The organism is Cupriavidus sp. Agwp_2 (assembly GCF_040784895.1).
Lineage (GTDB): Bacteria > Pseudomonadota > Gammaproteobacteria > Burkholderiales > Burkholderiaceae > Cupriavidus.
Genome location: NZ_CP088085.1, coordinates 201,586 through 222,871 on the forward strand (window position 1 = coordinate 201,586; position 21,286 = coordinate 222,871).

18 protein-coding genes and 1 pseudogene are annotated in these 21,286 nt (G+C 65.7%); 9 read left to right on the forward strand and 10 right to left on the reverse strand.

Annotated elements, in window-relative coordinates; genetic code table 11:
- The first annotated feature begins 500 nt into the window (after nt 1-500).
- Nucleotides 501-1,114 (forward strand): annotated as a pseudogene (locus LPA45_RS31195) (RBBP9/YdeN family alpha/beta hydrolase).
- A gap of 72 nt (nt 1,115-1,186) precedes the next feature.
- Nucleotides 1,187-1,999 (forward strand): SDR family NAD(P)-dependent oxidoreductase, encoded by an 813-nt coding sequence (locus LPA45_RS31200; protein WP_317923097.1) that lies wholly within the window; start codon nt 1,187-1,189, stop codon nt 1,997-1,999.
- A gap of 75 nt (nt 2,000-2,074) precedes the next feature.
- On the opposite strand, the gene LPA45_RS31205 is transcribed toward LPA45_RS31200, so the two are convergent.
- The 5 genes from LPA45_RS31205 to LPA45_RS31225 form a co-directional block, all read right to left on the reverse strand.
- Nucleotides 2,075-2,833, reverse strand: coding sequence for an SDR family NAD(P)-dependent oxidoreductase (locus LPA45_RS31205; RefSeq protein ID WP_116323400.1), 759 nt, complete (start codon nt 2,831-2,833; stop codon nt 2,075-2,077).
- A gap of 118 nt (nt 2,834-2,951) precedes the next feature.
- Nucleotides 2,952-3,923 carry a quinone oxidoreductase gene (locus tag LPA45_RS31210; protein ID WP_317923096.1) on the reverse strand — a complete coding sequence of 324 codons (972 nt, stop codon included), beginning with the start codon at nt 3,921-3,923 and terminating at the stop codon, nt 2,952-2,954.
- 55 nt (nt 3,924-3,978) lie between these two features.
- On the reverse strand, nt 3,979-4,104 hold the full coding sequence (locus tag LPA45_RS31215; protein ID WP_317923095.1) for a hypothetical protein: 126 nt from the start codon (nt 4,102-4,104) through the stop codon (nt 3,979-3,981).
- Nucleotides 4,105-4,181: 77 nt separating this feature from the next.
- Nucleotides 4,182-5,237: a 3-keto-5-aminohexanoate cleavage protein gene (locus LPA45_RS31220; RefSeq protein WP_317923094.1), complete on the reverse strand. Its 1,056-nt coding sequence runs from the start codon at nt 5,235-5,237 to the stop codon at nt 4,182-4,184.
- Nucleotides 5,238-5,328: 91 nt separating this feature from the next.
- Entirely contained in the window at nt 5,329-6,375 is a 1,047-nt protein-coding gene (locus LPA45_RS31225) for a hemerythrin domain-containing protein (RefSeq protein WP_317923093.1), read from the reverse strand.
- Between the two features lie 307 nt (nt 6,376-6,682).
- Here LPA45_RS31225 and LPA45_RS31230 point away from each other — a divergent pair, with 307 nt between their 5' ends.
- A complete protein-coding gene (locus tag LPA45_RS31230; RefSeq protein ID WP_317923092.1) occupies nt 6,683-9,382 on the forward strand; it encodes a LuxR C-terminal-related transcriptional regulator in 2,700 nt (899 codons plus the stop codon).
- Between the two features lie 152 nt (nt 9,383-9,534).
- Here LPA45_RS31230 and LPA45_RS31235 read toward each other — a convergent pair whose 3' ends face one another.
- Nucleotides 9,535-10,551 (reverse strand): AraC family transcriptional regulator, encoded by a 1,017-nt coding sequence (locus LPA45_RS31235; RefSeq protein ID WP_116323395.1) that lies wholly within the window; start codon nt 10,549-10,551, stop codon nt 9,535-9,537.
- Between the two features lie 131 nt (nt 10,552-10,682).
- Here LPA45_RS31235 and LPA45_RS31240 point away from each other — a divergent pair, with 131 nt between their 5' ends.
- From LPA45_RS31240 to LPA45_RS31250, 3 genes are all read left to right on the forward strand, one after another.
- On the forward strand, nt 10,683-11,531 hold the full coding sequence (locus tag LPA45_RS31240) for a TauD/TfdA family dioxygenase (RefSeq protein WP_317923091.1): 849 nt from the start codon (nt 10,683-10,685) through the stop codon (nt 11,529-11,531).
- Between the two features lie 73 nt (nt 11,532-11,604).
- Complete coding sequence (locus tag LPA45_RS31245) at nt 11,605-12,333, forward strand: SDR family NAD(P)-dependent oxidoreductase (protein ID WP_317923090.1); 729 nt, start codon at nt 11,605-11,607, stop codon at nt 12,331-12,333.
- Nucleotides 12,334-12,449: 116 nt separating this feature from the next.
- The gene (locus LPA45_RS31250; RefSeq protein ID WP_317923089.1) at nt 12,450-13,424 is read left to right on the forward strand and encodes an AraC family transcriptional regulator; all 975 of its coding nucleotides are present in this window, start codon (nt 12,450-12,452) and stop codon (nt 13,422-13,424) included.
- Between the two features lie 21 nt (nt 13,425-13,445).
- On the opposite strand, the gene LPA45_RS31255 is transcribed toward LPA45_RS31250, so the two are convergent.
- The 4 genes from LPA45_RS31255 to LPA45_RS31270 all read right to left on the reverse strand — a co-directional run bounded on the left by LPA45_RS31255 (nt 13,446) and on the right by LPA45_RS31270 (nt 17,979).
- Nucleotides 13,446-14,291 carry an SDR family oxidoreductase gene (locus LPA45_RS31255; RefSeq protein ID WP_116323391.1) on the reverse strand — a complete coding sequence of 282 codons (846 nt, stop codon included), beginning with the start codon at nt 14,289-14,291 and terminating at the stop codon, nt 13,446-13,448.
- Nucleotides 14,292-14,341: 50 nt separating this feature from the next.
- On the reverse strand, nt 14,342-15,361 hold the full coding sequence (locus LPA45_RS31260) for an NADP-dependent oxidoreductase (protein WP_317923088.1): 1,020 nt from the start codon (nt 15,359-15,361) through the stop codon (nt 14,342-14,344).
- A 75-nt stretch (nt 15,362-15,436) separates the two neighbouring features.
- Nucleotides 15,437-16,684, reverse strand: coding sequence for a serine hydrolase (locus LPA45_RS31265; RefSeq protein WP_367395328.1), 1,248 nt, complete (start codon nt 16,682-16,684; stop codon nt 15,437-15,439).
- 317 nt (nt 16,685-17,001) lie between these two features.
- A complete protein-coding gene (locus LPA45_RS31270; protein ID WP_116323388.1) occupies nt 17,002-17,979 on the reverse strand; it encodes a tripartite tricarboxylate transporter substrate binding protein in 978 nt (325 codons plus the stop codon).
- A gap of 795 nt (nt 17,980-18,774) precedes the next feature.
- On the opposite strand from LPA45_RS31270, the gene LPA45_RS31275 reads away from it, so the two are divergent.
- From LPA45_RS31275 to LPA45_RS31285, 3 genes are read left to right on the forward strand one after another with little or no spacing between them, the layout of a single operon-like run.
- Nucleotides 18,775-19,443 carry a CDP-alcohol phosphatidyltransferase family protein gene (locus tag LPA45_RS31275; RefSeq protein ID WP_317923109.1) on the forward strand — a complete coding sequence of 223 codons (669 nt, stop codon included), beginning with the start codon at nt 18,775-18,777 and terminating at the stop codon, nt 19,441-19,443.
- 7 nt (nt 19,444-19,450) lie between these two features.
- The gene (locus tag LPA45_RS31280; protein ID WP_233528437.1) at nt 19,451-20,278 is read left to right on the forward strand and encodes a 2OG-Fe(II) oxygenase; all 828 of its coding nucleotides are present in this window, start codon (nt 19,451-19,453) and stop codon (nt 20,276-20,278) included.
- Entirely contained in the window at nt 20,275-21,279 is a 1,005-nt protein-coding gene (locus LPA45_RS31285; RefSeq protein WP_116323387.1) for a flippase-like domain-containing protein, read from the forward strand. The genes LPA45_RS31280 and LPA45_RS31285 overlap by 4 nt, the downstream gene beginning before the upstream one ends.
- Nucleotides 21,280-21,286: the final 7 nt, after the last annotated feature.

Below are 21,286 nucleotides of genomic sequence, written 5' to 3' on the forward strand. Positions count from 1 at the left end.
GTGGGCCCCGTTATGCAACGCCCCGGAGTTTGCGGCTTCCGCGCAGAAGGCTTACTTTCTGCGCACAATTGGAGACTGCACGAGTGAGTGACCGCCTTCCTGGACATCCAACGGTTAAGCGGCCATTTGATCGGGTCCGGCCTATGACCGAAGCTGCGGCCGGAGCCGACGTCTGAACGCCCGACCGATGGTACGAGTGAATGACGCTTCATGGCCGGCTACCGCCGTTGCGAAGCCGACAGCTTGTGGCAGTAAGCGACGCGTTGAAGCGAGCGGAGCGGGGTCACCTCCACGGCCATCGAGTGCCCTGCCCCAAACTGTCAATCCAGTGCCCTGCCCCAAACTGTCAATCCAGTGCCCCGGATTGTCAAGTGAGTAGTCGTCATTCCCGGATACTTGCTGGGCTTGCATGCAATGGCGCGTCTCATTGCGCCTCCGCCTGACTAGCCATTTCCCCGGCCGGCATGGAATTTCCCGTCCGAATCCGCAGAAGGAGACCCATGAGCAAGACATGTAGCGAGCCGACGTTGGTGTTCGTACCGGGACTACGTGACCATGTTGCGCAGCACTGGCAGACTTTGCTGGAGAGGCGGCTGCGCGAGTCGGGCCGGTCGGTGGTCAGCGTGCCGCCGATGGGCCGCGACGACCTGTTTTGCACGTCACGTGTCGAGGCGATCGAAGCCGCGTTCGCGCAGGTCAGGAGCCCGGCCCTCATCATTGCGCACAGCGGTGGCGTGGTCATGGTCGCCCACTGGGCTAGCAAATACCGCCATCCGATCCTCGGTGCGTTGCTGGCAGCGCCTCCTGATTTTGAGCAGCCGATGCCTGCCGGCTATCCGACCATGGACGCGCTGTCCGCCGCGGGCTGGCTGCCGGTGCCGCGCGAGCCATTGCCATTGCCCAGTATTGTGGCGGCGAGTCGGAATGATCCGCTTGCCAGGTCTGGACGCGTCGCCGCGCTGGCGCGGGACTGGAGCAGCGAACTGGTCGACCTGGGTCAGGTGGGGCACCTGAATCCGGCCTCCGGTTTGGCGAGTGGCCAATGGCGGACAGGCTGATCTCACGGCTTTCGGGACATGACGCTGCGGCGTCAAGAACTGTATCCGGCCACTAGCGGCGGCCCGACCCACAACGCGCACGGCACGCGCACGGTATTGAACCGGCGCGGCTTCGCAAGGAGACGACAATGGAACTGAAGGACAAAGTAGCCATCATCACCGGGGCTGGCCAGGGTGGCGGCGAAGGCATCGCGCGCGTGCTGGCGCGGGAAGGGGCCAGGGTCGCCGTGGTCGACCTGAACCTTGAAGCGGCCCGGCGCGTCGCTTCCAGCCTCGATCCGGAGGGAAAGCGCGCCATTGCCATCCGCGCCGACGTCAGCAAGAAGGCCGAAGCGCAGGCCATGGCCAGCCAGACCCTCGAGGCCTTCGGTGCCATCGACATCCTGGTCAACAATGCCGGCGTGGGCGGGGCCTCTGCGCTGGTCTGCGACGTCACCGAGGAGAACTGGGACCACGTGATGGGGGTGAATGCCAAGGGCATCCTGTTCTGCTGCCAGGCGGTCATCCCGGCAATGAGGGCGCAGGGCAAGGGCAAGATCGTCAATATCGATTCGATCGCCGGTATTCGCATGGCGTACTTCAGCAGCGTCGATTACACCGCGTCCAAACATGCGGTAACGGGACTGACCCAGCATCTTGCATGGGAGTTGGCCGACCAGCGCATCAACGTCAATGCGGTATGCCCCGGCGGCATCCGGACGCCTGCGATCGAAGCGTACGCAAGCCCCGAAAAGCGTGAGGCCCTGATCCGGCGCACGGTACCGCTGGGCCGGTTCTGCGAGCCCTCGGAGATTGGTGAAGCGGTGTCCTTTCTCGCCAGCGAGCGCGCGGACATGATCACGGGCCAGATGCTGGCTGTGGACGGCGGCACCCTTACCGGCTACGGTGAGGATCTGCGCGCGGTGTTGCGCCAGCGGCTCCAGGAAGGCAACAGCCACTGAGGTCGGCAGCAAACTGCGGGCCCCGCTTCGTCCAGGAGCTCGCAGGTCAACCCGCCGCCGCCGATGGCGGCGACGTCAGTAGTGGATGATGCCCGGCGTCCCGCCGCCGACTGCGATGGCCTCACCGTTGATTGCCACGCTCAATGGCGAGGCGAGAAAGGTCACCACGCAAGCGACCTCGCTGGCATCGACCATGCGGCCAAGGGAACTCCTGGTCGCCGCCCACGCCTCGGTTGCGGCGTCCGTCTTCTCGGTGCGCGTTGGCCCGGGATGGACCGCCGTGACATTGATGCCCTTCGGGCCAAGTTCGTCAGCAAGGTTCTTGGTGATGGCCGCCACGCCGACGTTGCGCAGCGTGGCGACGGGCCGGCCCGTGTGGTAGATCGCCAGGCCACCGATATTGATGATGCGGCCCCAGCCATTCGCGGCGAGATGCGGGGCCAACGCCCGCGCGGTACGAAGGTAGCCGATGACCTTGATGTCGATGTCTTCAAGCGCTTGCGCATCGACGATCTCGTCGAGTTGCGTGGCTGGCGAAATGCCGCCCGGCATGGCCGCGGCATTGATCAGGATATCGATGCCGCCCAGGGCTTCGATCGCTTGCGCCACCATGGCATCGACGGAAGCTTTGTCGGCGGTGTCGACCGTGAGCGGCACAATGCGACGGCCGGTCAGCGCCGCAAGTTCCGCGGCGGTCGCTTCCAGCGCTTCTTTCGCGCGCGCGGCGAGCACGACGTCCACGCCTTCCTGCGCGAGCTGAAGAGCAATCGTCTTGCCTATGCCGCGGCTGCCGCCGGTCACGATTGCACGCTTGCCTTTTAACTTCAGGTCCATGATCCCTCCGATTTCCTGAAATGGCTTCGGGGCGATCGTGCCAGGAACACGTCGCCCCGTAGGTCGTTTCGCGTCAAGGCGTACAGGGCGGTGATGCCCGGGCGCCAGGCCGCATGCGTTACGGCACCAGTACGGTAGCGCCGCTGGTCTTCCTCGATTCGAGCGCGCGATGGGCCTCGGCGGCATCGGCCAGCGCGAAGCTCTGCCTGGGCTCGCTCGTGATCTTGCCGGCCAGCACCATGTCGAACACTTCCCTGGCCATGTCGAGCATGTGCGAGCGCGGCGTGGCGTAGTGCACCATGGCCGGACGCGTGACCCACAGCGACCCCTTGGCTGCCAGCGTGCGGCTGTCAATTTCCACGGGGCCAGACGTCGTGCCGTTGCTGACGAGGGCGCCGCGCACCTGCAGGCAGGACAGCGATGCTTCCAGCGTCGACTTGCCGATCGAGTCGAAGACGACCGGGACCTTCTTGCCGTCGGTGATCTCCATCACGCGTTCGACGATGTCCTCGCGCGAGGTGACGATGGTGTGTGTACAGCCATTGGCCTTGGCGATCTCCGCCTTTTCGTCGGAGCTGACCGTGCCGATCATGGTCACGCCAAGCGCGCGTGCCCACTGGCACGCGATCAGGCCGACGCCGCCCGCCGCCGCGTGATAGAGAATGGTCTCGCCACCCTTGAGCGGGTAGACCTGGCGGAACAGGTATTGGGCCGTCATGCCCTTCATGATGAGCGTCGAGGCAGTCCGGTCGGAGACGCCATCGGGCAGCGGGATCAGCACTTCCGCTGGCATCACGCGCACGTCCGAGTAAGCGCCCTGCGGCCCGAGCAGGTAGCCGACGCGGTCACCGACGCGGATGTCGGTCACACCCGGACCGACGGCCTCGACCACGCCAACCGCATCGGAGCCCAGGCCGTTGGGCAGCTGGAGCGGATAGTGGCCGGTGCGGAAGTAGATGTCGATGAAATTGACGGCGATATAGGTATGGCGGACACGGGCCTGGCCCGGGCCGGGATCGCCAACTTCGACGGTCTCAAGCTTGAGGACGTCGGCGCTGCCGGTTTCGTAGAAGCGGATTGCTCTTGCCATTCAGGACTCCTGGAGAAAGTTCATGCCGGTCCGGTGCCCGCAAGGGCCGTGGATCTCATGGCTGGATGTGGTAAGTCTTGACGATGCCGGCATTGCGCTCGTATTCCGTGCGCAGCGCGTGGCTGAGTTCCGGCAGGCCCCCACCTTGCGGAATGGGAAGCGGGGGGGGGCGATGGGACATGTTGGACTCCGTCAGGGACAGGATGGCCGGCCGCCCTGGCCGCAGCCGAATCGCTGCGTCCGGGCGGGCCTTGCACATCAGGCGGCGCGTAGCGGCAGGTTCCTGATGCCGGCCTGGCGGTTGGGCGCCATGCCGTGCGCCGCAAGGGTTTCCTCGGCGCTGTCGTACCAGGTGCCGATGCGGTAGATCTCGCGCGCTTCCTTGCCCGAGGCGATCTCGCGGCCCAGTTCCTCGGCCACGCGCACGCATTGCTCGATCTGCTGCACCGACGTCATGCGGTTGCCGTGCTGGTCGATGATGGTGTCCTCGATGCCGCAGCGCGGGTGCAGGCCCATCGACATCGCCATCATGTTGAACGGCAGCACGTTCTTCAGCAGCGACTCCGCGGTCAGCGTGCAGCCATCCGGCGCACGGTGGACGAAGTTGAAGAAGTTGAACGGGTTGGGGCCGTCAAAGCCGCCGCCGATGCCGATCCAGGTCAGGTTGAGCGGACCCTTGTAGAGGCCGGCGCGCACCATGCGCTCCAGCGTTTCCATGGCATGGATGCCGGTCAGCTGGAAGTGCGGCTGGATGCCGGCATTGCTCAGGCGGCGCAGGTGTTCTTCCACCCAGCCCGGGCCGGCCGGCACGGTCATTTCGCGGTAGGCGGCCTGGTAGGCGGGATGTTCCAGCGAGGTACCCTTCAGGTACTCCGGATAGAGCAGCTCCATGATGTTCATCTGCGTGGTGTTGATCGCCACGGTGACCTGGTCCGGCTTCGGGTCCAGGTCGGCCAGCATATGGCGGGTGTCGTCCGACAGCCACTTGGCGGCCTGGCCATCGTCTTCCGGCGCGAACGAGATGGAGCCGCCGACCTGGATGATCATGTCGGGCACGGCGGCGCGCACGCCGGCGATCAGCTCGTTGAACTTCGACAGGCGCTTGGAGCCCTTGCCGTCCAGTTCGCGCACATGCAGGTGCAGCACGGTGGCGCCGGCGTTATAGCAATCGACGGCCTTCTGCACCTGCGCTTCCATGGTCACCGGAATGTCTTCCGGGAAATCTTCCGGCATCCATTCGGGGCCATACGGGGCCACGGTGATTACCACTTTGTCCTGGTTCTCCGGGTGCAGGGAATCGTCGAGAAATTGCATGGTCTCCTCCTGATGGTGAATGGCGCATCCATTGGCGCCCGTTTGACGGTCTTGATCCACAGGCCACGATTCGGAGCGCGTGGCCGCGCTCTCAGCTGAACCGCACCGATACGTTTCCTGCTCGCGAGCAAATGCGGGCCACGCAATCGGCATCCGGAATGTCGGCAATGAAGGCAAGCAGTGTGTCGAACTGGCGGTCCTCATGCCCACCGGCACGCGTGCCGGGAGCGGCGACGGGATTCGCCGAATCGTAAGCGGCGTTGATCTTGTCCCAGTCCGCTTCTGTCAGGTAGCGCTGCGCCGCCGGCAGGATGACGCCTTCCTCGCGCCCCATGAGTGCCCAGACGAATTGCGCGTAGTGATCTACCTTGCCTAGCAGCTCCGCCAGCGGGCCGCCTGCAGCAAACCGCTCAACGGCTTCGGTGAGCGCGCCAACCCATTGCGCATTGCGTTCATGCTGGCGCTCCAGTTCGTCGAGTTCGGCGTCGGTCCGGGCCGTGCGCCGGCGCAGCCTGCCGTAGAGGCAGGCCTGCTTGCGGGGATGGTGGCGCGCCACTGGGAAGGCCTCGATAAACCGGATCATGTTCCGCATCACCTGCACATTCGCGCCGGCGCCGCGGTCATTCGCAGCCGTGAGCAGGTCCAGCCATGCGCGCAATACGGTACTGAGGGCGCGGTGCTCGTCGCGGATCTCGCGGATGGCCGGCACTGGCATTACCGGCGTGTGACCCGGCATGGCGAATACCGGGATACCTGCCGCGAGCACCGCCTGGACCAGCGATCTTGTCATCGCTTCATGCCCGTGGGCGCCGATGAAGACCAGGTCGCAGCCAGCCTTGCGCGCGGTTGCGGGGATGGCGGCAGGTGCGTCGCCCTCGGCTACGCCAGTCGACGCACATGGCACCCCTAGCGCCAGCGCCACCGACTCGGCCTTGCCGAGCAGTTCGCGGCCGCGGCTCATCTCGTCGCGCGGTGCTGTGATCAGGCGGGGCACATGGACGAACGTGATCCGTGCCGCCGCGATGCGTGCCAGCTCGATGGCCCCGGTGATGGTGGCCATGCATTCATCCGTTTCGTCGAGCGGGACCAGCAGGTGGCGGCACGTGACGGCGTCGGCATCGGGACAAAGGCGGCTCATGCCGACACCCCGACCCGTACACGTCCCTGCTCCAGCGCGCACACGTCCATGAATTGCATCGAAGGCACCTCGCGTTCCGTTTCGACCTGGACGCATGCTAGCCGCCGCACACCTTGTTCGCCCCCTCCGCGGAGGAGGGGGCGATTGCCCGCCAGGCCGGCGGTGTGCCTATAATGAGACACCAGATTTCGAGCCAGGCACGCCGCGCCCAACGGCAGGGCGAAGCCACGGAAGCTGCATTGCCGCGCCGCAGCCCGGCATGCACGTCCCGGCGAGCGTCGCATCCAAGCCAACCAGTACCCGCCAGATGACCTCCGTGAACCGCGGCTCGGATACCGCATTTTCCGAGCTTGCGCTCAAGACCATGCCGCCGCGCGCGCCGCGGCACCTGCTTGCGCGTGCGCGCCTCAGCCTCGACAGCGAAGCGCTGCGCGACCGGCCCGCGGTGGTCGTGCAGGCGCCACCGGGCTTCGGCAAGACGCTGCTGCTGGCGCAATGGCGCCGCGAGTACCTGGCGCACGGCGCGGCCGTCGCCTGGATTTCGGCGGACACCCACGACGATCCGCTGCATTTCCTGCAATGCCTTGTGCTTGCCGTCCGCGCAGGCTGCGCGCGGCCCGGCTTTGGCCGCACCCTTCTCGAAGGCGCGGCCGCGGCGCCGGGCAGCACTGAAGGGCTCACGGCCTGGCTTGCCGAGGTGGCCCAGACATCGCTGGACCTTGTACTGATCGTCGACGAAGCCGAACGTCTCTCGCAGGACGGGGTTGGGGCGCTGCTTTACCTGCTGCACAACGCGCCTCCCAATCTGCGCATCGTGGTCGCGGCGCGCGGCGGGTTCGACGCCGCGCTCAGCGACCTGACGGCGTACGGCCAATGCACCGGCATCGGCGCGGAAACGCTGCGTTTCCGCTTTGATGAAACCATGACCCTCGTGCGCAGCCGCTTCGGCGACCGGGTCGATGCCGACAGTTGCGCGCGGCTGCATGAGTTGACCGACGGATGGCCGCTCGGCCTGCAACTTGTCCTGGCGGCCATGGAGCGCGGCGCCGATCCGCGCAGCGTCGTGGACGCCATGGCGGCTCGCCCGGCTGATGAAGGCGAGCACCTGGTTGGTGGCCTGATTGCCAAGCTCACGCCCGACGACGTCGCGTTCCTGACTCGCATCGCCGTCGTCGACCACGTTCATCCGGACCTGTGCCGTGCGCTGACGGGCGCCGAGCAGGCGCCGGAGCAGCTGGCACGGCTGGTCCGCGAGATACCGATCTTCATCTCCAGCGACAACAGCGACTGGTGCCGGCTGCACGCGCTCGCGCGCAGTGCCCTGCAGGCGCGCGTGGCCGAGCTGTCCCGCACGGAGCAGGACGAACTGCATACGCGCGCACTGCGCTGGCTCGCCGCGCGCGGCATCACGGAGGAAGCCGCGCGTCACGCACACGCGGCGGGCCAGCATGCGCTTGCCTACGAGCTGGCAGGGCGCTCGCTATACGACGCCGTGATGCAGGGGCGGCTGGGTACCGTGCTCGAATGGCTGGAGCGCCTGCCTGACGCGGAACTGGACCGCTACCCGGGCCTGCGCCTTGCCGCTGCCTGGGTGCTCGCGCTGGGCGAGCGCCATGCGGAGGCCGAGGCGCTGGTCGCCCGCATGCTTGACGGCGCCGGCGACGATGCCGTCCTGCGCTATGAATGCGCGCTGATCCTGAGCATCGCGGCCTACTACGCGGACCAGCCAGACCGCTGCCTGGCGCTGCTGGAGCCATGGCAGCAGCAGCCTGCCGCGCACGACCCGCGCCTCGCCCAGATGCATGCCAACCGCCTGGCAATGGCCGCGATCCTGCATGGGCAGACCGGGAACGCGCGGCGCCACCTGCAACTCGCGCCCCGCGGCAACCTGGGCGAGGGACATCGCTACGCAGCGCGCTGGGGCGAATTCGTGATCGGGCTGAGCTACCTGCATGAGGGGCAGGTGATCTTGAGCGAAGCGATCTTGCGGCCCACGCTTGCGAGCGCGGAAGCCGATCTTGGCCGCCGCCACCCGCTCGCCTGCATGCTCGCGTCGCTGCTGGCCGCGGCGGTCTACGAATGCGACCGGGTCGACGAAGCGGCTGCGCTGCTCGCCAACCGGCTCGACGTGCTGGAGCGGTCGGGCACGGCCGAGACGTCGTTGCTGGCGTATCTGAGCGCTGCGCGCGTGGCCGCCGTGCAAGGCGTCGAGCACCGCGCACTCGACCTGCTCGAAGCGTTGTACGCGGTGGGCGTCGCGCGCCGGACGCCGCGGCTTTGCATTGCGAGCCTGGCGGAGCAGGTGCGCATGCACGCCGGGCGCTTCCGTGCCGAGACCTGCCGGGCCCTGATCGTCCGCCTTGACGAACTGGTCGCCGGGGCCGAGGCGGGCCACGGCCCCTTGTGGCGCCGCGACGTGGCGCTGATGCAGGCCATGGCACATGCCAATGCGGCAATCGCCGCCCAGGACTGGCCATCCGCGCTCGATGCGCTGCGCCGGGCGGCGCCTGCGGCGGAAGCCATGAAGCTCGGGCGCAAGCGCATCGAGATCATGGCGCTGGAGGCGTTCGTGCGTCATCGCGGCGGCGAGGACAGCCGCCCGCTGATGCAGGAAGCCATGAACCTTGCGCGGACCTATGGCCTGGCCCGCACCTTCGCTGACGCACATCCAGGCCTCGCCGACTGGGCCAGGCGCCTGGTGGAGGAGGGGGCCGCGGAGCCTGGCGCCGCCCAGCCGCTGCCGGTGGCGCGCACACCGCGCCGCGCCGAACGTCCGACCATGGCGCCGCGTGTCGTGGCCAGTACGGTGCTGACCCCAAAGGAACGCGAAGTCCTGGAACTGCTGGCGCGCAATCTCTCGAACAAGGAGATTGCACAGGCCATCGGCGTGGGTGAAGTCACGGCCAAGTGGCATGTGAAGAACCTGTTCGGCAAGCTGAGCGCCGGCACGCGCAAGCACGCCGTACGGCGCGCCCAGCTGCTGGGACTGCTGGAGGGGCTCGAGTAGTTCCCGGCCTTTCGCGTCCGTTTCGCCCCCTCCTTCGCGCATCCTTCGCGCAGGGGGCGCAGCTGGCCGCCTGCTTCGGATAATCGGAAAGCCCTAACCACAGTGCGCCAATCGGACCCGACTCGTGCCATGCCGGCCGCGATGCACGGCGTCTAGCGCGTATTTTCCGGTTCCGGTGGTTGACGGCGCCACGCCGACACGCTGCAGCCGAAGCGCATGGAGAACCACCTGGAGAAGGCACTGAGGGAGGAAAAGCCCATCAGGATGGCAACCTCCGACAGCGGTCGTTCGCTGTTTTTCACGTATCTCGTGACGAGGTCGACCCTGACCGCATCGACGACGGACAGGTAGTTCTGCCCATAGGCAGCCAGATGGCGATGCATCGTCTTGCGGTCGATGCCAAGCTGCCGGGCCACCTGTTCGGCCCCGCACTCGCCGGTTGGCAACAGCGCGAATACCAGCTTCCGTACTTTGTCCGGCATGGTGGAGCCGGATTGCGCCAGCTTGATATCCAGGAATTCGCGCGCATGACGGCCCAGCGCCGAATCCGAGGCTGCGCCAGCCACGTCGAGATCGGAGGCGGCCAGCACGATGCCATCAAAATCCTGGCGAAATCGCACCGGTACACCGAACACGCGCCGATGCGTGGCAAGGCTGGCGGGCGCGGCGTGGGTGAAGCAGACGCTGCGCGGCTTCCATGCCGTCCCGGCAAGCAGCTTGAACAACCGGAACCAGAGGCAAATGACGAACTCCGTCGATTGCCGCATGGAACCTTCGATGGACACGAGGAGTTCGAGCCTGACCACGGCGGCGTCCCCGACCGTCTCGATGCGCAAATCGATGCCTTCGTTGAGCAAATGCAGATAGCGCGCCATCGCATCCAGCGCATTGCGCAGGGTGGCGCCCTCGCGCATCACCGTCCACAGAGGTCCCTGTGTTGTCAGTTGACGGGTTTCCGCCACGCGTAGGCCAAGATCTTCCAGGCCGGCAAGCTGTGCCGAATCCTCCAGCAACTGCATGACCGACTTCGCCGGCACCCGCATTTCCGGGTCCACCAGGGCCGTCGGGCTGATACCCGCCTGCCGGAGTTGGCGGTACGGATCCAGGCCGAGTTGGCGGGCCACGTCGACAAACTCCGTCAGGTTCACGTGTTGCAGCAGGGTCGACATAGGAGTTCCCCCAAGGTGCCCCAAAATGTATAGTCGCTGCCCCGCAATGTCAATGCATCGTGCGCGGCTTCTTCAATACTTTGCATCGACCCTTCTGCTTCGACCTGTACCTACAAACTTTCGGAGTCGCAATGCGAGTCGAGCCACTTACCTGTTCCATCGGCGCCGAACTGGCCGGCGTCAGCCTCGCCGACGCGATCCACGATGACGGCATATTCGCCGGCATTCGTGAAGCGCTGCTCAGGCACCGCGTGCTGTTCCTGCGCGACCAGGACATCACGGCCGGCGAGCACGTCGCCTTTGCCCGCCGCTTCGGCGAACTTGAAGACCATCCGGTAGCGGGCAGCGATCCCGAACATCCGGGGCTGGTCCGTATCTACAAGAGTCCCGACGAGCCCACGCCGCGTTATGAGAACTCCTGGCACACGGACGCGACCTGGCGCGAAGCCCCGCCGCTTGCCAGCATCCTGCGTTGCCGGGAATGCCCGCCTGTCGGCGGCGACACCATGTGGGCCAATATGGTGCTCGCCTACGAGAACCTGCCGCAACACGTCAAGGACCAGATCGCCAACCTGCGCGCACGCCACAGCATCGAGGCAAGTTTCGGCGCAGCCATGCCGATCGAAAAGCGTCTCGCGCTGAAGGCCCAGTTTCCGGATGCCGAGCACCCTGTCGTCAGGACGCATCCCGAGACCGGCGAGAAAGTGCTGTTCGTCAACGGCTTTACCACCCACTTTACGAACTTCCATACGCCCGAACGCGTGCGCTTCGGGCAGGACTTCAATCCCGGCGGGGCTGACTTGCTGCGCTACCTGATCACGCAAGCCTACGTTCCCGAGTATCAGGTGCGCTGGCGCTGGACCCCGAACAGCGTGGCGATCTGGGACAACCGCTCGACCCAGCATTACGCGGTCATGGATTACCCGCCGTGCCATCGCAGGATGGACCGGGCCACGGTGATGGGAGATCGCCCGTTCTGAGCGACACGCTTGATCACAGTGTCCTGATTCCCTGCACCCCAATGCAACGCAAAGCGAAACTGAGAGACAGACAATGAGCCAGATCGATCCCAACATGCTCAAGGACAAGGTTGCCGTGATCACCGGCGCGGGCCGCGGCATCGGACGCACCATTGCACTGGCCTATGCCAGCGCCGGTGCTGCGGTGGTGTGCAGCGCCCGCAGCGAGGCCGACATCGCGCAGACGGCCGCGCTGATCCGCGAAGCGGGTGGCCGGGCCATTGCCCAGACCGTGGACGTGGCGGACTACGAGACCGTCGCGACCCTGTTCCGGCGCGCCAGCGATACCTTCGGCGGTGTCGATATCGTCGTGGCCAATGCCGGTGTCGCGCTCGAGCAGCGCAGGATCGCTGACGGCGATCCCGCGCTCTGGCGCAAGACCATCGATATCAACCTGACCGGTGCCTACCACACCGCCCATGCCGCCATTCCCCACCTGCGCCGCCGCGGCGCCGGCAAGATCATCATGATCGGTTCCGGCCAGCGCAAGCGGCCCAACGCGGGCTTTTCGGCCTACTCGTGCTCCAAGAGCGGCCTGTGGATGCTTACCCAGTCGCTGGCGATGGAACTCCAGGAGGACAACATCAGCGTCAATGAGCTGATACCGGGGCCGGTCAGGACCGACATGACGCGCGACGTTGCGGCGCCGCCCGGCGAATGGTTCAAGGATCCCGCGGACGTTGTCCCGCTTGCCCTGTTCCTGGCCGGCATGCCCGATTTCGGCCCCAGTGCGCAGAGCTACAGCCTGATGCGCCGCGCCTGACGCCAAGTGGCCGAAAGGCGGGCGCACACAGTTCCCGCGACAACCGCCGGCTGCCATGCCTTGCAGCCGCTGCCCGTGCAAGGAGGCCCGTGAGCCGTCTAGTCCGCAGTGCCACGTTGTCGCGCTATACCGAGGTGGCCCGCTCGGTTGGCGCGGATCCCTTGCGGATCCTGGCAGAAGTAGGGCTGCCGCCAAGCTGCCTGGACGCCGGCGACAACCTGGTTTGCGCCAGCACAGTCTGCCGGCTTCTCGAAATGACCGCGGCAGCTTCAGATGCCGAAGACTTCGGACTGCGCCTGGGGGAGGGCCGTCAACTCTCGGTTCTCGGGCCCCTCGGCATGGCCGTGCGAGACTCGCGGACGCTGCGGGAGGCGCTTGGTGCGATGGTGCGCTACATCACGCTGCACAGCGAGGCTCTGTTCCTCGGCGTGGAAGAACGGGAGGGCGCGCTTGTCATCCGCGTGTCGCTGATGGTCGAGCATTCCGGGTCGACACGACAGGCCGACGAGATGGTAGTGGTTGCGCTTTACCGGATGCTTCAGGAACTGATCGGTCCGGGGTGGCGCGCGCGGCGTATCTGCCTTGCGCATGGCGCCCCAGGCAATCCGGCATCCCACGCGCGCGTGTTCGGCCGGTCCGTGGATTTCGGCTGCGACTTCAACGGCATTGTCTGCGAGCAGAAGGACCTGGAGGCAGTGCCGTGCTCCGCGCGCCCGGAGCTGGCGCAGTACGCGCATGCCTATCTGGACTCACTGACTGCGCATGCGACCCTGTCCATGGCCGAAAAGGTCCGGCGCATGGTGCTCTCCTTGCTCCCTTCGGGAAACTGCAGTGTGGAGCGCGTCGCCAGCCAGCTTGGCGTCGACCGGCGCACGGTCCACCGCAAGCTGCTGCAGGAAGGCTCGACTTTCAGCAGCATTCTCGATGAGGTCCGTGTCTCGCTGGCGGTGCAGTATCTCCGGCATTCGGAACGCCCGGTCAGCTATGTGGCGGTGTTGCTTGGGTTTTCGATGCAGAGCGCGTTTTCACGCTGGTTCCGCGACCATTTTGGCTGCAGCCCCAGTGCATGGCGCAGCGGTGGCATGCAGTGAGATTGATCATGTCGTCGGCACTCAGGTGACGATGGTGGGCGCGCGCTCCAGTGCATCGAGAATTCGCGCGAAGCGCGCCTCCACGCGCGGCCGCATGCGCGTTGGCGTGAAGATGTAAAACTCGCCTGCCTGTATCGCCTCCAGCGCCTGGCCGGCCACCAGCTCCGGAGCCGTGCCTGCGGCAACGCTGGCCCTGAACGAATCGCTGGCATGGAGCGAGCGTTCGGCGATGGGGGTCTTTACTGGACCAGGGCAAAGCACCGATACACCGATGCCGGTGCCGCGAAGCTCCTGCTCGAGCGCCTCGGAGAGGGCCACCACGCTGTACTTCGTGGCGGCGTAGGCGCCCATGGGAAAGTCGCCGTTCACCCAGAAGCCCGCGCCTGACGCAGTGTTGACGAAATGCGCCGGCTCGCCGTGCCGGCGCAGCAGTGGCAGGAAATGACGGATGCCGTGAATCACGCCAAACACGTTGATGCCGAACGCGCGGGTCCAGTCCTGCTCGGACAGCGATGCCAGCTCGCCGCTCATATCGATGCCGGCATTGTTGAAGACCAGGTGGATGCGCCCCAGTTTCGCCGCGAACTCCGCCGCCGCATCGCGTACCTCCGCATCGGAGGAAACATCCAGTACGCGCGTGCAGATGCGCCTGCCGGTCGATGCGAGCCGCTCGCGTGCAGCGTCAAGGCCGTGTGCGTCGATGTCGGCCAGCGCAAGGTCAGCACCGCGCGCCGCGAGTGTATTGGCCAGTGCCAGGCCGATGCCGGAGGCGGCGCCTGTGATGATTGCCGTCTTGCCCTGGAAGTCATGAAGGCGGGGTCGGGTGTCTGGCGGGGGATCGTTGCTGTCGATGTCTGGATGAATCATGGATGTCGCAGGTAAGGGCTGAGGGGCGGGGGGGCTGAGGGGCGCGGCATTCAGCCGATCACGGATTCCGGGGCAAGGCGGACTAGCTGCTTGCCGATGTTCTTGCCGGTAAACAGGCGGTTCAGGGCGGCGGGCGCCTGCTCGATGCCATCAATAATGTCGACCCGGTACTTGAGCTGGCCGTCCCTGACCCATTTCGCCATGACTTCCACGGCTTCGTGGAACCTCGGGCGGTAGTCGGCAATGAGGAACCCTTCGATGCGGGCGCGTTTCATGATGACGTTGCGGAACATTTTCGGGCTCCACCAGTCACCGCTCGCGTTGTAAGTCGAGATCATCCCGCACAGGGCGATGCGGGCACCCGGATTGATCAGAGCCAGCACGGCATCCATGGTGTCCCCGCCCACGTTCTCGAAATCGACGTCGATGCCGTTTGGGCAGGCGGCGCGAAGATCGGCAAGCACGTTGCCCGCCTTGTAGTCGACACAGGCATCCAGGCCAAACTCTTCCGTGACGAACCGGCATTTGCTCTGGCCGCCCGCAACGCCCACCACCCGGCAGCCGAGAATCTTGCCGATCTGGCCGGCGATCGAGCCGACGCCGCCCGCGGCGGCCGACACCACAATGGTCTCGCCAGCCTTGGGCCTGGCAATGTCGAGCATGCCGAAATAGGCCGTCATGCCGGAGTTGCCCAGCACGCTCGCATAGGCATGCAAGGGCAGGCCGTATTCCACCGGGACGCGCCGGGCCGTTCTCGTTACCGAATACTCTTCCCACGCCATGCCGCCTTCGACAATGTCGCCAGGCCTGAAGTCTGGGTGATGGGACTCCATGACGACGCCCATGGTGACGCCGCGCATCACCTCGCCCAGCGCCACCGGGGCCATGTACTGGTCGATATCGCTCATCCAGACGCGGTTGGTCGGCGCCACCATCAGATAGATGTTGCGCACCAGGATCTCGCCGTCGCGCGGTCGCGGCAGCGGTGCTTCCACGAGCTGCAGGTCGTTGTCGCCGATATCGCCGACGGGGCGCTGCCTGAGGATCCAGCGCCGGTTCATTGTCTTCATGCTTGCTCCTCCAAAATATTTGCCTGGCGCCGTGTGCGCGGGCCGCACCGACGGTCGCCGTAATGCGCTCGCTGCTCAGTCTTCCAGCGCGCCGTAGACGAGGTTGCGCAAGAGGGACCGGTATCCGACACGCGTCGCCAGGTCGTTTTCCTGAAGCATCAGGATGGCGAGCAGCTGCTCTTGCGGATCCGCCCAGAAATAGGTTCCGAGCGCGCCGCCCCAGTAGAAATCGCCGACGGAACCCGGCACCGGGCTCAAGCCCGGGGAGGTGCGTACGCCCACTGTCAGGCCATGGCCCTGGCCGAGATCGGGCAACGGCGCGTTGATGCCGAGCCCTGTTGTCGAACCGCCAAAGCGCGTGGACCGAGGCAGATGGTTGCCCAGCATCAATTCGACCGTTTTCCTGGAAAGCAGGCGCACGCCATCGAGCACACCGCCGTTGAGCAGCATCTGGCAGAAGCGCGCGTAGTCGCCAGCCGTGGACAGCAGGCCGGCGCCCCCGGAATGCCAGCGAGGCGGATTCTGTTCGTCGTAGTCGAACAGGGCGGTGGATTTGCCGGATGCGCCGGAGGGCAGCGCCAGGCCCGCGCCGTCCTGCCTGATCAACCGGAAGCCTGTTGCATGCATGCGCAGTGGCCGCGTCACGCGCTCCGCGACGAAGTGAGCGAGGTCCATGCCCGAGACAATCTCGACGATGCGGCCAAGCACGTCGGTGGACATGCCATATTCGAACACCTCGCCCGGCTGGCATTGCAGCGGGATGGCCGCCAGCTTCGCGACCATCTCGGCATTGGTCTGTCCGGGATCCATCAGGCCGCTTTCGCGATACTGGCGCTGCACCAGCGAATCGCCGAATTGCCCGTATGTCAGACCGGAGGTGTGCCGGAACAGGTCGTGAACCGTCATGGCGCGGCGCATGGGTTCGAGCGCAAGGCGGCGCTCCCCGGTGTTCGCATCGACCGACTCGACACCGACCTGGAGACAGGCGAACTCGGGGATGTAGCGCTCGACCGGGTCGTTCAGGGCCAGCCGGCCTTCTTCCATCAATATCAGCGCTGCCACGCCGACGACGGGCCGCGTCATCGCTGCAATGCGGAAGACCGAATGGCGCTGCATCGGACGCGACGGGGTATCCGCATGCTCGAAGCCAAACGCCTCGAACCAGGCGATCCGGCCCTTGCGCGCAACAAGCACGACAGCGCCCGGGATCTTGCGCCGGTCGACATCCGCATTGATCACCAATGAGATCGCCTGCAGCCGCCGCGCGGACAGCCCCACCTCTTCGGGGGTGTCGGCATAGTCCAGGGCATGGGTGAGAGGCAAAGCAAGCTCCTGCAAGTTTCGGCGGACCGAGGGGCGGCGGTGCGCGGTGCGCGGTGCCGTGAGGTATGTGTGCCGATTCTAGGCAGACGGTCGGCTTGGCGCTTGATGATAGGGGGCATTGCCGTGACCGCTGGGGACATTGCGCAAGCGGGTGGCGATGGGGATCGGGGAGGAGGGGCCGACCGGACACGGTCGGAGGCCACGCCTAGCCCTGCGGCCTGGCAGCAGGCTTCGCGCACTTTTCTTCATTATGAAGCGGGTGCTAAAGCGAGCTCCGGCAGGAAGGAAACAGCCAACGCCGCCGGAGCCGCGGACCGTCAGGGCTGGATGTTATTGGCTTTCACGATGGCGGCATTGCGATCGTACTCGGTGCGCAAGCCCTGACCAAGCTGAGCAAGGGTTTGCGCTGACACGGTCTCGAAGCCGAGCCCGAGAATCCGGTCCTGCACCTTGGGCGTCGAGGCCGCCTTGTAGACGGCAGCCTGGATTTTCTGGACCACGTCTGACGGCACCTTGGACGATACGAACACGCCCGCCCAGTTGTTGAAGTCAATGTCCGGATAGCCCAGTTCGGCAAAGGTCGGGACTTGCGGCAGCAGCGGCGAGCGCTGTTTCGCGGCCAAGGCATAGGCCTGCAGCTTGCCGGCCTTGATCATCGGCAGCGAGGTCACCATGCCGTCGTACATCACGGCGATCTGTCCGCCCATGACCTGTGTCAGCGCAGGCGGAGAGCCGGCAAAAGGCACGTGCTGCAGATCCATGCCAGCTTTCTGGTTCATGATCAGACCGGCATAGTGGGCGACCGTGCCCGCGCTGTAGGAAGCAAAACTGAGCTGGCCCGAATGGGCCTTCGCATAGCTGACCAGGCTTGGCAGGTCCTTGGGCGGCAGGCTCGTCGATCCGACCAGCACGAGGGTCGACCTCGCCACCGCGGCCACGGGCTTCACTTCCTTCATCGGATCGAAGGACGTCTTCATTACATGCGGGATCTCCGTGAGCACATTGGTGGTCGATACCAGGATGGTCTGCCCGTCGGCCGGCGCCGCCAGCATGGTGTTGATCGCAATGCTGCCGCCGGCGCCGGGCTTGTTATCGACGACCACGGGCTGGCCCAGTTCCGCCGTGAGCGCTTCTGACAGCACGCGTGCCAGCACATCCATGGTGCCGCCGGCAGGCGCAGGGATCAGTACCCGGACCGGCTTGTTGGTCCATGCCATGGCGACGGGCATGGACAGGGCCAGGACGGCGCAGACGGCGGCGCGGCGCACGCAGTTCAGGGCAGGGCGGATTGGCATAGATGTCTCCCCGTTATGGGTGTGGGCTGGAATTGGGTGCCATTGACGACGGAAGTCGTGCCAGAAGTATGAGCGGTCGATGCAAAGCGTCTTAACATTCGGGGGCAAATATTTGACATTTCGGGACAGTTAGGGAAAGCGCAAAGTGTGCGGGCCCTGATCATTCACCTGAATCAGGCGGATCGCTTCCTTGTGCAGCGCCATGCTCTGCAAATCCTGAGCCGACATCAGTCGCGCCGACGACATGCCGATAGACAGAGCTGAACTTAGCGCCCGCAGAGCAAAAGTTTGCGGACTGCTGGAGGTTATTTGAATGCCTGAATGGAGGAGGCCGGACGCCGGCAGAACCTTTGTCCGCCGTCGACGCTCACGACGGATACGGCCGACACAGCCCCGCCAGGCCGCTCCTGAAGCAGGCGAAAAAAAAGCCCGCGTCAAGGGCGGGCACGAATCCCTTAGGAGAAAGGGAGGAGACAGACGTAGTATAAACCCTTGGGAAAACTCTTGCAGATCGCCCAGCGGATGGCAGGGGCGAAGAAGCACGCTGCCTCGACAGCTTGTCGGAATCACGTCTATCATTAACGCCAATGAAGGCCGGAGTGCACTTGTCTTGTGCACCCAAGGGACGGCACCTGGCCCGGGGCTTGCGGTCGCAGTGTCTGAACGCGACTGCGGCGCGGAATCCCGCGCGCGATAGACCTTGATCCTTCAGATCGAAATACTGCCAAGCAAAACACGCGAACTGGCCCTGCAGTCCTGGCCATGTCGCATTTCCTGCCGCGGGGGATTTGCAAGATGAGCAGCAATCCAATGGGCCCGCCTGCACCGCCGCCATCTCCGCGCACATGGGACGCACGCCTGGCGCGACGGCTTGTCGAACCGCTCAAGGATTCCTGGGTTACGCCCAATCATTTGACCACCCTCCGGCTTTTGACCGGCATGGCCGGCGCGGCGTGCCTCGCGCAAGGCGGCTTCGCCTGGGCGAATGGCGGTGCGCTGCTGGTCGTGCTTTCCAATTTTATTGACCACACTGACGGAGAACTCGCGAGGATCAGCGGGAAATCCAGCAAGTTAGGCCATTTATACGATCTTTCCAGTGACGCAGCGGTCACTATCCTGCTCTTCGTCAGCATGGGGATTGGCGTCTCGGGCCAGTTTCAGGACGCCGCGGTGTCAGCGGTCATGCGCGGCAGCGTGGCGGGCGTGGCCGTGGCGCTGATCTTTTTCTTGCGCATGCGCATCGAAGCGCTCGCTGGCAAGACCGCCACCAAACAGGCCTCGGTCGGTGGCTTCGAGACGGAGGATGTGCTCTACCTCCTGCCACTTGTGACACTGAGCAGTGCCGTCGCCCCGTTCCTGACGGCGGCGTCGATCGGCGCGCCCTTGTTCGCGGCATGGGTGTTCATCGACTACTGGCGCGTCGTGCGGCGCACTCGCCCCGTTACAGCGTCTACCAGACCATGAGGCGCCGATGAGCGAACAAGCCGAAGCGGACCGGGATCTTCTCACCGTGCCGGGCGAGCGGCAGCAGCCGTTCGCCGACCCTGCGGACGCGCGTGCCGATCCCGATGCAGTTGTGGCCGTACGTGTTGGCACACTCGGGCACAGCGCGCTGCGCGCGGAATTCGAGCGCCAGGGTGCGTTCCTGCATGTGGGCGAGTTTTTGCCGGACGAAGTCACGGAAGGGCTGGTTGCCAGCGCCCAGGCCTTGCAAGACCGGATCAATCGCAATTATCTTCCAGGCCACAAGCAGGGCGGCAGCGTCAGTCGCCATACGATCGACCAGCACGCGCCTTTTATCGCGCAGCTCTATCGGTCCAAGGCGCTGATCGGCTGGCTCGAACAGATCTGCGGCGAGCAGCTGCTGCCTTCGCCCGAGCAGGATCCGCATGCCTACGCGCTCTATTACTACACGCGCGAGGGCGACCATATCGGCTGGCATTACGACACCTCTTACTACAACGGCCGGCGCTACACCTTGCTGTTCGGCGTGATCGACGAATCGTCGTGCCGTCTCGACTACGAATTGCACACGCGCGAGCCCGATGTGCCCGTGCAAGCGGGGTCGGTACAGATTTCCCCCGGTGGCCTCGTTTTCTTCGATGGCGACAAGCTGCGCCACCGCATCACGCCACTCGGGCCGAACCAGATGCGGGTGTCGCTGACCTTCGAATACGTCACCGACCCGGGCATGCGGCCCTGGCTGCGTTTCGTCTCCAACATGAAGGACGCGCTCGCGTATTTCGGCTTCCGGCAAGTATTCAAACGGCTGGCCAAGGGCCAGCAACCCCGGGCATGACGCGTGCGGCGATGATTTCGCTGTCGCTCGGCGCGGCGCTCTTTGTCGCCCTGATTGCCTATACCGGATTCGGCCCGGTGACATCGACGCTGATGTCGGCGGGGTGGTTGAGCCTGGTGGTGGTGGCGTTTCACCTGCTGCCGCTGGCGCTGGATGCAGGTGCCATTTTCGTACTGTTCGATCGCCACGCCGGGCATCGCGCCATGCGCGACGCGCTGCTTGCGCGCTGGGTGGGCGAGTCCGTGAACAGCCTGCTGCCCGCCGGACAGCTGGGTGGTCCGGTGGTGATGGTGCGCCATCTTGCGCAACGCGGTGCGCGCATGCGCGACGCTGCCGCGGCGATCACCGTCAGCACGACGATGCAAGCGATCGCGCAGCTGGTGTTCGCAGTGCTCGGCCTCGTGCTGTTCGGCGCGTCAACGGCGAGCGGCGCGGGCGAGGATGTTCGCCTGCCGGCCATTGCCGCCACCGCGCTGCTGGCGCTGTGCCTGTTCGGGTTCTATGTGGCGCAGCGGCGCGGCCTGTTTGGGCGCGTGCTGCGCTTGCTGTCGAGATTGTCGGGAAAGCGCGATTGGTCTGCGCTGACGACGCGTGCCGATGCCGTGGACGCAGCCGTGCGGAAGACCTATCGCGCGCCCGGCAAGGTCGCCGCGACCTTCGCGCTGAGCCTGGTGGGCTGGCTGGTCGGCACCGGGGAGGTGTGGCTGGCCCTGCGGTTTCTCGGCCATCCCGTCAGCTGGCTCGACGCGTTGCTGCTGGAGAGCGCCGGGCAGGCGATCCGGGGCGCCGCGTTTGCGATTCCCGGCTCGCTGGGTGCCCAGGAGGCTGGCTACCTGCTGCTCGCGCCATTGGTGGGTCTGCCTGCCGACGCGGCGCTGGCGCTGTCGCTGATCAAGCGCGCCCGGGAAATCGTGCTTGGCGCGCCCGGGCTTCTGTATTTGTACTGGAGTGAACGAAACCACCGGCGGCGAAGCATGGGTGGTGTGCCGGCTACAGATTGATGGCGGT

Coding starts and splice junctions, on each gene's coding strand:
- LPA45_RS31200 (WP_317923097.1), top strand. CDS start 1,187: ATGGAACTGAAGGACAAAGTAGCCATCATCACCGGGGCTGGCCAGGGT.
- LPA45_RS31205 (WP_116323400.1), bottom strand. CDS start 2,833: ATGGACCTGAAGTTAAAAGGCAAGCGTGCAATCGTGACCGGCGGCAGC.
- LPA45_RS31210 (WP_317923096.1), bottom strand. CDS start 3,923: ATGGCAAGAGCAATCCGCTTCTACGAAACCGGCAGCGCCGACGTCCTC.
- LPA45_RS31215 (WP_317923095.1), bottom strand. CDS start 4,104: ATGTCCCATCGCCCCCCCCCGCTTCCCATTCCGCAAGGTGGGGGCCTG.
- LPA45_RS31220 (WP_317923094.1), bottom strand. CDS start 5,237: ATGCAATTTCTCGACGATTCCCTGCACCCGGAGAACCAGGACAAAGTG.
- LPA45_RS31225 (WP_317923093.1), bottom strand. CDS start 6,375: ATGAGCCGCCTTTGTCCCGATGCCGACGCCGTCACGTGCCGCCACCTG.
- LPA45_RS31230 (WP_317923092.1), top strand. CDS start 6,683: ATGACCTCCGTGAACCGCGGCTCGGATACCGCATTTTCCGAGCTTGCG.
- LPA45_RS31235 (WP_116323395.1), bottom strand. CDS start 10,551: ATGTCGACCCTGCTGCAACACGTGAACCTGACGGAGTTTGTCGACGTG.
- LPA45_RS31240 (WP_317923091.1), top strand. CDS start 10,683: ATGCGAGTCGAGCCACTTACCTGTTCCATCGGCGCCGAACTGGCCGGC.
- LPA45_RS31245 (WP_317923090.1), top strand. CDS start 11,605: ATGAGCCAGATCGATCCCAACATGCTCAAGGACAAGGTTGCCGTGATC.
- LPA45_RS31255 (WP_116323391.1), bottom strand. CDS start 14,291: ATGATTCATCCAGACATCGACAGCAACGATCCCCCGCCAGACACCCGA.
- LPA45_RS31260 (WP_317923088.1), bottom strand. CDS start 15,361: ATGAAGACAATGAACCGGCGCTGGATCCTCAGGCAGCGCCCCGTCGGC.
- LPA45_RS31270 (WP_116323388.1), bottom strand. CDS start 17,979: ATGCCAATCCGCCCTGCCCTGAACTGCGTGCGCCGCGCCGCCGTCTGC.
- LPA45_RS31275 (WP_317923109.1), top strand. CDS start 18,775: ATGAGCAGCAATCCAATGGGCCCGCCTGCACCGCCGCCATCTCCGCGC.
- LPA45_RS31280 (WP_233528437.1), top strand. CDS start 19,451: ATGAGCGAACAAGCCGAAGCGGACCGGGATCTTCTCACCGTGCCGGGC.
- LPA45_RS31285 (WP_116323387.1), top strand. CDS start 20,275: ATGACGCGTGCGGCGATGATTTCGCTGTCGCTCGGCGCGGCGCTCTTT.